General features: G+C 71.4%; 2 protein-coding genes. One reads left to right on the top strand and one right to left on the bottom strand.

The genetic code is table 11. The features are described from left to right. Positions 1–130: 130 nt before the first annotated feature. The gene (locus IY392_RS13805; RefSeq protein ID WP_375292917.1) at positions 131–1,183 is read left to right on the top strand and encodes a polyprenyl synthetase family protein; all 1,053 of its coding nucleotides are present in this window, start codon (positions 131–133) and stop codon (positions 1,181–1,183) included. 225 nt (positions 1,184–1,408) lie between these two features. On the opposite strand, the gene IY392_RS13800 is transcribed toward IY392_RS13805, so the two are convergent. Further along, positions 1,409–1,537, bottom strand: coding sequence for a TOBE domain-containing protein (locus IY392_RS13800; RefSeq protein ID WP_228549417.1), 129 nt, complete (start codon positions 1,535–1,537; stop codon positions 1,409–1,411). Positions 1,538–1,545 lie beyond the last annotated feature (8 nt).

The following is a 1,545-nucleotide window of genomic DNA, read 5'->3' as shown; positions in this document are numbered from 1 at the left end:
CATGGATCCCCGGCCGCGCCCTCCCGCTTCGACCGATGTCCTCGTGGTGGGGTGCCGCAGCCCGGGGGCGGGGACCGTAGTCTGTCGTCAGGATCGGTCGCCGCCGGTCCACACCAGGCGACGAGGACGAATGAGGATGTCGAGCGATTCTGTGACGACCGGCACCGCTGAGACGTCGCCCGACCACATGGTGGCGGGCGTGGACGTCGGCGACGCGGATCTCGCAGCTCTGCTGAGGGCTCGACTCGTGGAGGTCGAGCAGCTTCTCGTGAGCCGCCTCGAATCCGGGGAGGACTTCCTCACCGAGGTCGCCCTGCACCTGGTCACCGCGGGCGGCAAGCGCTTCCGGCCCGTCGTGACCCTGCTCACCGGCGAGCTCGGCCCGGAACCGGACCGCGAGCGCCTGGTCAAAGCGGCCGTGGTGTGCGAGATGATCCACCTGGCCACGCTCTACCACGACGACGTGATGGACGAGGCCGCGGTGCGACGCGGCGTCGAGTCCGCCAACAGTCGCTGGGACAACTCCACCGCGATCCTCGCCGGGGACTTCCTCTTCGCCCACTCCTCCATGCTCCTGGCGGACCTCGGCCCGGCGGCGGTCCAGCTCATCGCCCAGACGTTCGCGGAACTGGTCACCGGTCAGATGCGGGAGACCGTCGGGCCGGGCGGCGGTGAGACCGCGGACGCCGCCGAGCACTACCTCCGGGTGATCTGGGAGAAGACCGGATCGCTGATCGCGGCGGCCGCCCAGTTCGGCGGCGAGTACTCCGGTGCGTCCGACGAGCAGATCCAGAGCCTGCGGCGGCTGGGAGACGCGGTGGGGATCGCGTTCCAGATCGCCGACGACATCATCGACATCGCCTCGCCGTCGTCCGACTCCGGCAAGACCCCCGGCACCGATCTGCGCGAGGGCGTGCACACGCTGCCCATGATCTACGCGCTCGAGGCCGGCTCCACGGACGGTGACCGCCTGCGCGAACTGCTGGCGCAGCCCCTGACCGACGACTCGGAGGTGCACGAGGCCCTGGACCTGCTCCGTGCCTCGGAGGGGATGCGTCGCGCGCGGGCGACGCTCGAGCAGTACGTGGCCGACGCCATGTCCGAGTTGGACTCCCTGCCCGCCGGACCCGCGAACGAGGCGCTGCGGCGGCTGGTCCGGTTCACGGTCGACCGCGTGAGCTGACCTGCTCGGCTGCGGGCCCCCGCCTCCAGTCGACCTCCGGCATCCGCTCGCGCGCATGACCTCTCGCGCGCAGGACCTCCGACATCCGCTCGCGCGCATGGCCTCTCGCGCGCACGACCTCCGGCATCCGCTCGCGCGCGCGTCGCTCCAGCGAACTCGGTCGTGGCTACTGCGGCGGATTGAGCGAAATGCCGCAGTGGGGACGACCAAGTCGGGGGAGGGGCCTCAGCTGCGGGGGTAGAGAGCCACCTGCGCCGCTTTGACCACGAGCGTCACGTTGACACCCGGTGCGAGTGCGAGCTCCGCGGCCGAGCGGCTGGTCACCTCGGCGTCGACCCGCTGGCCGTCGCGCAGCTCCGCCG

The sequence above is a fragment of the Dietzia sp. SYD-A1 genome, from assembly GCF_015356725.1.
GTDB lineage: Bacteria > Actinomycetota > Actinomycetes > Mycobacteriales > Mycobacteriaceae > Dietzia.
The sequence above is the reverse complement of the archived record's forward strand: the minus strand, read 5'-3'. Positions and strand labels throughout refer to the sequence as shown.

Excerpts from the sequence above, each read along its gene's own strand:
- IY392_RS13805 (WP_375292917.1), top strand. The coding sequence starts at position 131 with ATGAGGATGTCGAGCGATTCTGTGACGACCGGCACCGCTGAGACGTCG.